At 64.1% G+C, this 8,273-nt stretch carries 6 protein-coding genes; 4 read left to right on the forward strand and 2 right to left on the reverse strand.

Going from position 1 to position 8,273, the window contains the following annotated elements; all coding sequences use genetic code 11:
- Window positions 1-90: 90 nt before the first annotated feature.
- From QOD90_RS28920 to QOD90_RS28935, 4 genes are all read left to right on the forward strand, one after another.
- Entirely contained in the window at window positions 91-1,284 is a 1,194-nt protein-coding gene (locus QOD90_RS28920) for an alkane 1-monooxygenase (protein WP_526355588.1), read from the forward strand.
- Window positions 1,281-2,870, forward strand: a complete 1,590-nt coding sequence (locus QOD90_RS28925) for an FAD/NAD(P)-binding protein (RefSeq protein WP_526355590.1) — start codon at window positions 1,281-1,283, stop codon at window positions 2,868-2,870. The genes QOD90_RS28920 and QOD90_RS28925 overlap by 4 nt, the downstream gene beginning before the upstream one ends.
- Window positions 2,871-3,230: 360 nt before the next feature.
- A complete protein-coding gene (locus QOD90_RS28930) occupies window positions 3,231-4,232 on the forward strand; it encodes an NAD-dependent epimerase/dehydratase family protein (RefSeq protein ID WP_526355592.1) in 1,002 nt (333 codons plus the stop codon).
- Window positions 4,229-6,004 (forward strand): DegT/DnrJ/EryC1/StrS family aminotransferase, encoded by a 1,776-nt coding sequence (locus QOD90_RS28935; RefSeq protein ID WP_526355594.1) that lies wholly within the window; start codon window positions 4,229-4,231, stop codon window positions 6,002-6,004. The genes QOD90_RS28930 and QOD90_RS28935 overlap by 4 nt, the downstream gene beginning before the upstream one ends.
- 4 nt (window positions 6,005-6,008) lie before the next feature.
- Here QOD90_RS28935 and QOD90_RS28940 read toward each other — a convergent pair whose 3' ends face one another.
- Window positions 6,009-7,175, reverse strand: a complete 1,167-nt coding sequence (locus QOD90_RS28940; RefSeq protein ID WP_526355596.1) for a fatty acid desaturase family protein — start codon at window positions 7,173-7,175, stop codon at window positions 6,009-6,011.
- Window positions 7,176-7,206: 31 nt separating this feature from the next.
- Window positions 7,207-8,241 (reverse strand): ferredoxin reductase, encoded by a 1,035-nt coding sequence (locus QOD90_RS28945; RefSeq protein ID WP_526355598.1) that lies wholly within the window; start codon window positions 8,239-8,241, stop codon window positions 7,207-7,209.
- Between the last annotated feature and the right edge of the window lie 32 nt (window positions 8,242-8,273).

Consider the following 8,273-nt stretch of genomic DNA (forward strand, 5'->3'; position numbering starts at 1 on the left):
GCGCGATCAACTGACGATGAATGCGCTATTCTCCCTAGACCCGGTCAGTTAACTGGAGCAGTCCGAAAATCGCGACCTAGTGAGGTGGTTATGTCACTGACCCGGCCACACACTCTGTCCGATCAAACCAGCAACGCTGTGTCATGGCCCGACCCCAAGCGCTATCTCTGGCTTCTCGGTCTCGTCGTGCCAGCTGTCGTCCTGATTTCGTGGGCCGGCGCCTGTGCGACGGGCTGGGGGATTTTTTGGTGGTTGGGCCCGATCCTGACCCTCATCATCGTCCCGATCCTCGACTACGTGGTGGGACCGGACGCCGACAACCCACCTGACAGTGCGCTCGCATTCTTGGAGAGCGACTCGTTCTACCGTTGGGCCACCTACCTTTACCTCCCCATCCAATATTCGTCGGTGGTGCTCGCCTGTTGGCTGTGGAGCCGCCAGGGTGGGTCGCACATGCAACCCATCGACCGGCTGGGCCTGATGTTCTCCCTCGGAGGGATCGGCGGCATCGCAATCAACGCCGCCCACGAGCTGGGACACCAACGCGCGAAATTGGAGCGAAGACTGAGCAAGGTAGCCCTTGCCCAGTCGTTTTACGGCCATTTCTTCGTCGCGCACAACCGCGGTCATCACATTCTGGTGGCCACGCCGGAGGACGCCGCAAGCTCACGTCTCGGCGAAAGTCTGTGGGAGTTCATCCCCCGATCCGTGGTGGGTGGCGCGCGATGCGCCTGGCGGATTGAGCGCGAACGCTTGGCGCGCGCAGGCAGGTCGCCGTGGTCCTTCGAGAACGACGTGCTGAATTCGTGGCTCATGACCTTGGTTCTGTACAGCGGCCTGGTGGCGGTATTCGGCCGCGAGGTGCTTCCGTGGCTCATCGGACAGGCGATCGTCGGCATCTGCATGCTGGAGATGATCAACTACGTCGAGCACTACGGACTACGGCGGCAACGGCGACCCGACGGACGCTATGAGCGAGTACGTCCCGCGCACAGCTGGAACAACAACACCATCGTGTCGAATCTCTTCCTCTTTCACCTCCAGCGGCACTCCGATCATCATGCGCATCCACAGCGCAGGTATCAGGCTCTCCTCCACGACGACGAGGCGCCTCAGCTGCCGGCCGGCTATGCCACCATGCTCTTGGTTGCCGCGATCCCGCCGCTATGGCGCCGGGTGATGGACCGGCGGGTGCTCGCCCACTACGACGGGGACATTCGTCGGGCCGCTCTGCAGCCGCGTCACGAGAAGCGACTCCTTGCGCGATATCCATCCGCCACGTGACGGAGGGTCATTCCGAACCACCGCGGACTGCAGATCTGGCAATCATCGGCGCGGGAGCGTCGGGTTCTCACACATTGCTCTCGCTCCTGGAGGGCCTATCGTCGGCGGGCGGCCCACCGCCGAATCCGGTGCGGATCCACATCATCGATCGCCATCCGCAGTTCTTCACTGGAGTCGCCTACGGCAATCGTTCTGGCCCAGGGTCACTCACCCTCTTCTCGTTGAACGACTTCCTTCCGGACGACGAGCGAGTTCGCTTCACCGAGTGGCTGACTGACCACCACCGGGTGACGCCCGGCACCGGCATCGATCCGGCATGGTTCGAGCGACATCGCGCTGACATCGCCGAGGGACGATGGGATCGCCTGTTCATTCCCCGCCGCCTGTACGGCGCGTACCTCTCCGAACGTGCTCGGACCGCGATGCTCGCAGCCGAGTCCGACGGCATCGCACAGTTCACGCTCACCACCGCCGACGTCACGGCCATCGACCCGATGAAGGACGGCTATGTCGTCTCTACCTCGCACCGAGACGGCCCGACGATCGCCTTCGCGACCACCACGGTCGCCTTGACGGTCGGCTCTCCCCCGGCGCGCCGCCTGTGCGCGGACGATGAGTCGATCGACGGACTCATCCACGACGTCTACGACCCAGGACTGAATGCGACGTTGTCACGGGTGCGCCGCACGCTCGCTGCGCTTCCCATCGTGCAGCGGCGCATTCTGGTGGTCGGCGGAAACGCCACGGCGCTCGAATTCGTGCTCGCCTGTCAGGACATCGTCCGTGACCTCCAAGCGACGATTACGGTCCTCACGCCGACTGGCAGGCCCCGTCATTGGCGGCCGAAAAAGGGCAGCGAAGTTGCCGAACTTCGCGCCATCGCGGCACTCAAGATCAAAGTAGGCGGCGGCGGGTCGGTCACCGCCCAAGAATTGCTCGACGCAGTTTCCTGCGATCTGCGCGCAGCCGTTGAATCCGGAACGGACGGGGCAACCGTACCTCGAATTGCGGCATCGATTCCCTACTTTGCCGCCTCGCTAAACAATGGCGAGCGCGCCGCATTGGCCGCCCATTACGGTATGCAAATTTCCAATCTTCTACGCCAAGACTCCCGGGATTCCGTCGACATCGTCGAATCATGTGTCGAATCGGGTGCAGTCGAGTTCAGCGCGGGACGCTACCGGGGCTGCAAAACAGACGGCCATTCACTTCGGGTCAGCGTGACCGACGATGCGGGAAATGAGTACGACCTCGATGCCAAGTACGGCGTCGTCGTCGGCGCCATGGGGTTTGAAGACGTTTCCGCGACCCGGTCTCCGCTTCTGCGAGAGATGCTCCGGTCAGGCCTCGTCGATCCGTCGAGTTCGAACACGGGACTGCGGGTGGACAGCCGTTTCAGAGCTGCGCCCGGGTTGTTCGTCGTCGGGCCACTGGTCGCAGGCAACGTCGGCGAAGACATGGTGATTTGGCACGCGGAGAGCGTGCGCCGAATCATGGCCATCGCACGTGCGGTCGCGCCGAGCATTGCCCGAGAAATGGGCGCTATCCCGCGAGCCGTGTCGCCGGCGTCATTTTCAACCGACTAGCTCGACGACAACATCAGGCATACGTCCAATCAAGCGAGCCTGGTGAATTTCTGTCCAACGGTCAAGATCAGCTACCCCGAGACGTGCCCGGGCTGGAGTAGCGCGGTGTCACCGATGCAGAAAGCGTACAAAAGGTAGTTTGCTCGAATGGCGTCTTAAGCTTGCGAAACCACGCCTCCGTTGGCAAACTAGGTTCCACAGACTTCGACGAAGTAGTTTGCCCACAGTTACGCAGGCGGGCTGCGCTGATCAGAAGATCAACCCGATCACCGTCCGCACGCGCTTACTGAGGGGAATGATGAAGCCTCAACGACCGATCGGCCAGCAGACGCGGCGAGCGTCGGCCGGGAACGGACCTTCATGACGATCCTCGTAACTGGTGTTCGAGGATTCTTGGGAGCCGTCCTCGAGCAGCAGGCCGTTGACGCCGGGTGGGCCGTCGACGGTATCGACCTGGATCTTTACCAAGCCGTGCAATCCAATGGCACGCCCGGGCCACGGGCTGAGTTCCAGGAGTTGACGGAGGAACATCTCGCCGGATACGACGCGGTCGTCCACCTCGCCGCGATCTCCAGCGACGCGGCCTGCGATTTGCGTGCCGATTCGGCAGTACGGGCGAATGGCGCCGCAGCTGTCGAATTCGCGCGGCGGGCAAAGCGCGCCGGAGTCAGACGATTCGTCTTTGCCTCGAGCTGCAGCGTGTATGGCTCCGCGCCGGCGCGAATCTCGAATGAGGGATCCCGCTGTTCACCAATTTCTGCATATGCGCGATCAAAGCTCGCGGCCGAGATCGGCATTCGGGCGGAGGCATCGTCGGCTTTTTCTCCGACCGTCCTCAGGTTTGCGACCCTCTACGGTTTGTCGCCCAATTTGCGCTCTGACCTAGTCGTCAACACCATGGTCGCCGCAGCGCACATGAATGGCGAGATCAACCTGCACGGAACGGGCGAACAGTCGCGCCCTCTGTTGCACGTTCGCGATGCCGCCTCGACGATCTTGGACGTTCTGAAATCCAGCGAGGACGAAATGCGTGGCCAGGTCTTCAACGTGACCGACGACTCGACCGGGTACTCCATCGCAGAAATCGCCGAGCTCGTCCGGCGGCGAGTGCCAGGAAGCCACGTGAAGAGACACCCTGCGGCCACCGATCGACGCCACTACCGGGTGGACGGAACTCGCATTCGTCGTTTCTGCCAACGCCGCGCAGTCCAGCTCGAGGAAGGCCTCGCCGAAATCTCCGACAACATGCGCAGCGCAGATTGGCAACGCAAGGCGGCCGCACCGCAGAGCAACCGGGCCGGGCGGCTTCGGCACCTACTTGAGCAAGGCGAGCTCAACGACGATCTGCGGTGGCGACGGTGAAGGAACAGACCAACGACCCGAAACTGGTAAGCGTCCTCCTGCCCTGCTGCGATCAGACCTACGCGCTTCAGACCCGGGTCATTCCCTCGGTACTGGCGCAGACTCACGGCGATTGGGAGCTCATCGTCGTCAGCGAGCGGCAGAACAACGCGCCGATGCGCGCCGTGGTCGCGGAGTTCGGCGACCCGAGGATCAGCTACGCGGAGATCGCACGCCTCGATGCCGGCAGCTGGAACGTCGAACAACGGCGGCACGCCGCCCACGCGCGGGCGTTGAACCTCGCTCAGGACCTCGCAGCCGGGTCGGTCCTCTTCCTTCTCGATGAAGACTCCGAGTACCTGCCCGACCACCTTCAGGCGAGCATCGAGGCCCTCGAAAACGATTCTGCGGACCTGGTGTACGGCCCGGCGACGGTGTACGACCGCAACACGGGAACTCAGACCGTTGAGATCGACGAGGCGCTGGGTTCGGTCGATCCAGCCACCGTGGGATATACCAAGCCGTGGCAGGCCGATCGCTTCCCCGAGGGTGGTGACGGATCCCCCCGTCACGCGAAGCTGACCGCGATTCTGACCGCCGGAGGTCGGTCCGTTGGTCTGACGACGCCGCAGATCGTGTCCTACGGCGACGACGCCACCGGCCGGGTGCGCGTTTCCATGCCGTCGTTCCCGCCGACCGAGCGCCTGCACGAATTGGTGGAATCCATTGCGGGATCCCGTCGGTTGTCGAACAACGGACCCACGAACGCGAAGCTGGAAGTTGCGCTCGAGGAGTACATCGGCGTCCGACACGTCGTGACCGCCGCCAGCGGCGATACCGCCCTGGGCATGGCCATGATCTACGCCGCAGGCCACCACGACGACAGGACCGAGGTGGTGCTCCCGAGCTACACCTTCCCGTCGACCGTCAATTCGGTCGTAAGAGCCGGTTTGACACCGGTCTTCTGCGATATCGAGCCAGACACCCTGTGCGCATCGGCCGCCACGATGGCACCGTTGATCACCGAGCGCACGCTCGCCCTGGTGCCGGTACTCGCACACGGTGCGCCCTGTGAGATGAGTGCGCTCGAAGACCTCGCCAGGGAGTCGGGCGCTCTCCTGATCTCCGATGCCGCAGCGGCGCTGGGTGCGACGATCGGCGAGCGCAAGGTGGGCACCTACGGGGACATGGAGATGTTCAGTCTCAGCAGCACAAAGGTGCTGACCGCGGGCGAAGGCGGTTTCCTGAGCTTGCGCGATGACACCGTCGAGTCCCGGCTCCGCGAGATCGGCCGCTACGGATTGGATGACAATTTCACCTGTGTATCAACGGGTGTGAACGGGCGCCTCGCAGAATGGCCCGCTGGACTGGCCCTTGCCGGTATGGATCAGATCGAGGAATGGCTGGCAGCGCGGCGCCGAACGGCCACGCAGTACGAGCAGGGGCTTGCCGACCAGGAACACCTTCGCGTGGTGCCGCACCGGGTAGCCGATCGGATTGGCACCGCCAAGGATGTGGTTCTGGTCATGGAGTCACCGGATCTGCGGGACGACTTGGCGGATCGACTGCTACGCAACCGAATCGAAACGCGCCCGTACTTCCGACCGGTGCACGTCATGTCGCCGTTCAAGCATCTGGTGCGCAACGACCTCGAAGTCACGAATCAATTGGCCGACCGAATGCTGTCGCTGCCCATCACCAATGAGATCCCCGAGTCGACGACCGAGCACGTAATCGCCGTCCTGAAGCACGAATTACGCGATCTGGTCGCCGAAGCTCGGCGCTCTCGATAGGCGGTCAGTTCCAGGGCAGGGCCAGCCGGCAGATCTTGCGAACGACGGTGGCGAACTGCTTGGGCAGCGGACCCTTGTTGTAGGGAACGCCGTAGCGCTCGCAGATCTCCTGCACCTCGGGGGCGATCTCGGCGTGCCGGAACGCGGGGATGTCGGGGAACAGGTGGTGCTCGATCTGGAACGACAGGTTGCCGCTCATCACGTGAAACAGCTTGCCGCCGGTGAGGTTAGCCGAGCCGAGGATCTGGCGGAAGTACCACATGCCGCGAGTCTCGTTCGCGGTCTCCTCCTTGGTGAACTCCTGTGTGCCGTCGGGGAAGTGGCCGCAGAAGATGATCGCGTAGGACCACACGTTGCGAATGAGGTTGGCGGTCAGGTTGCCCGTGAACACCCACGGCGCGAAGGGGCCGGCGAGCAGCGGGAAGGCGACGTAGTCCTTGAGTGTCTGCCGCTTCACCTTGCGCCAGATGCCGGCCATCGTCTCGCGCTTGTCGGCGATGCTGATCTCACCGGAGCGGATGCGCTCGGTCTCCAGCTCGTGCAGCGCGACACCGTACTGAAAGAGCACCATCAGCAGGAACGCGTAGACGGGGTTGCCGAAGTAGTAGGGCGTCCACCGCTGGTCTTCGCTGATCCGCAGTACGCCGTAACCGATGTCGCGGTCCATGTCCACCACGTTGGTGTAGGTGTGATGCATGTAGTTGTGCGAGTGACGCCACTGATCGCTCGGGCACGCCGAATCCCACTCGAAGTTGCGGCCGGTGAGCGCTGGATCGCCCATCCAGTCGTACTGGCCGTGCATGATGTTGTGGCCAATCTCCATGTTGTCCAAGATCTTCGACGCGGCCAGCATGGCAGTGCCCGCGATCCAGGCCGGTGGGAGGATCCCGGCGAACAGCATGGCTCGGCCGCCAACCTCGAGTGCGCGCTGCGCTTTGATGACTCGGCGGATGTAGGTGGCGTCGCGCTCACCCAGGTCGTCGACGACGCGCGCTCGCAGTGCGTCGAGTTCGGCGCCGAAGGCCTCGGCCATCTCCGGTGTCATCGTGACGGACTTCCCGGCGACGACCTTGGTGATGGCCTGTTGAATCGGGGCAGGCAGCCCCTCGAAGTTGGTGTCCGTGGTCTTGTCGGTGGTCTTGTCGGTGGTCTTCTCGAGCATGGCAGTCATGGCTGATCCTTTCGAGTTGGTGGTGGGTGGCTTAGAGCGATAGCTCGACGTCACCGACGGGGACCGACACGCAGATCTGCACGTCCTCCTCGTCGGCCGTCGAGACGGCGCCCGTGATGAGGTTCTTTACGGCGCCGCTGGTCTTGCGCCGGGTACAGGTGTGGCAGATGCCCATCCGGCATCCGCTCTGTGGTGTCAGGCCGGCGGCCTCGGCCTGCTCGAGCAGCGAGCGACCGTCATCGTTCACGTCGATGCCGCTGTCGGCGAAGGCGACCGTTCCGCCGGGCGCCTCCGTCGGGATCGCGAACACCGGCGGGACGAAGCTTTCGAAGCTGGCGTCCGGATAGTGCGCACGGACGGCTTCGACGAGCGCTGGTGGCCCGCAGACGTACACCGCGTCGGGGGTCGGGGCGTCCATCAGGTGCTCCGGGCCGAAGTAGCCCGTCAGCTCGCCCGCCTCTGGCGAACGCGAGTAGCCGTGCAGGACCCGCACCCCGGGCATGGCGGCGAGCTCGGCGCGATAGCACGCCTCCTCGGGGGTCCTGGCGTAGTGAATGAAGGTGATCTCGCGATCCGATCCTTCATCGCGCATGGTGCGCAGCATCGACAGCACCGGGGTGATGCCGCTGCCGCCGGAGACGAACAGAACGCGCTTGGGCCGCACGGCCGGCAACGTGAAGTCGCCGCCGAGGCCTTCGAGTCCGACGACCATGCCGGGGCGGGCGTTGCGGAAGAGGTGCTGGGAGACAACCCCGTCGTCGTGCACACCGATCGTCAGCTCTAGGAGCCGGTCGCTCTCGGCGTTGGCGGGCGAGTAGCAGCGCGTCTGCCTGCGTCCGTCGACCTCGACGGTGAGGTTGACGTGCTGGCCTGCGCGCAGTGCGGGTCCGGCCGCGAAGGCCGCGTTGGGTTCAAGAGTGAGGGTGACGCTGCGGGGCGTCTGCCGACGGACCGCGACGACCTTGGCGCGGGAGTCCCCCAGCGTCCAGGTGGGCTCGACGAGCTCCGTGTAGCGATCGACGCCGTGCGGTCCGGTGAGCAGGTCAACCAGAGGCGACCGCAGCACTCTGTCCCGCAGGCTCAGCGTCTTCGTTTGAG

The sequence above is a fragment of the Mycobacterium sp. genome (genome assembly GCF_032161845.1).
In the GTDB taxonomy this organism is placed as follows: domain Bacteria; phylum Actinomycetota; class Actinomycetes; order Mycobacteriales; family Mycobacteriaceae; genus Mycobacterium.